Source organism: Pseudomonas sp. SIMBA_067, assembly GCF_046534675.1.
Taxonomy (GTDB): Bacteria; Pseudomonadota; Gammaproteobacteria; order Pseudomonadales; family Pseudomonadaceae; genus Aquipseudomonas; species Aquipseudomonas putida.
This window is the reverse complement of sequence record NZ_JAWRYH010000123.1, coordinates 1-358: the sequence shown is the minus strand read 5'-3', so window position 1 is coordinate 358 and position 358 is coordinate 1. Positions and strand designations below refer to the sequence as shown.

The following is a 358-nucleotide window of genomic DNA, read 5'->3' as shown; positions in this document are numbered from 1 at the left end:
GTGCATTGGTGGTCAGCCGTTGGTGGGCCTCATGGACCAGCGCATCCATGAACATCTCACGAACACGAATGAACAGGTCACCCACAACAGCTTGCCGCTGCGTGTCATTCGAGAAAGCATGCGCTGCAATCCAGGCCTGTAACGCCTGGCGGCCGCCAAATACCAGCAGCACATCCTGCGCAGCGGGTAGAAAAGCGCACGCTCTACCGGTCTTGAGCGTGTACAGGAACAGTGGCTTGGCATCAGGGGCATGGCCGGACAGCGCACACCAGCCACCCCGGGCATTTGCAGGGTAATGCTCGCGCAAGGCTTTCAGGCTACTCGGCAGCTTCGTCACACGGAGTGTTGCCGCCAGCAG

At 60.3% G+C, this 358-nt stretch carries 1 pseudogene; it reads right to left on the bottom strand.

Annotation, left to right across the window (positions count from 1 at the left end):
• Positions 1 to 337, bottom strand: a pseudogene (locus tag SB765_RS28345) (hypothetical protein); the annotation flags it as partial.
• Positions 338 to 358: the final 21 nt, after the last annotated feature.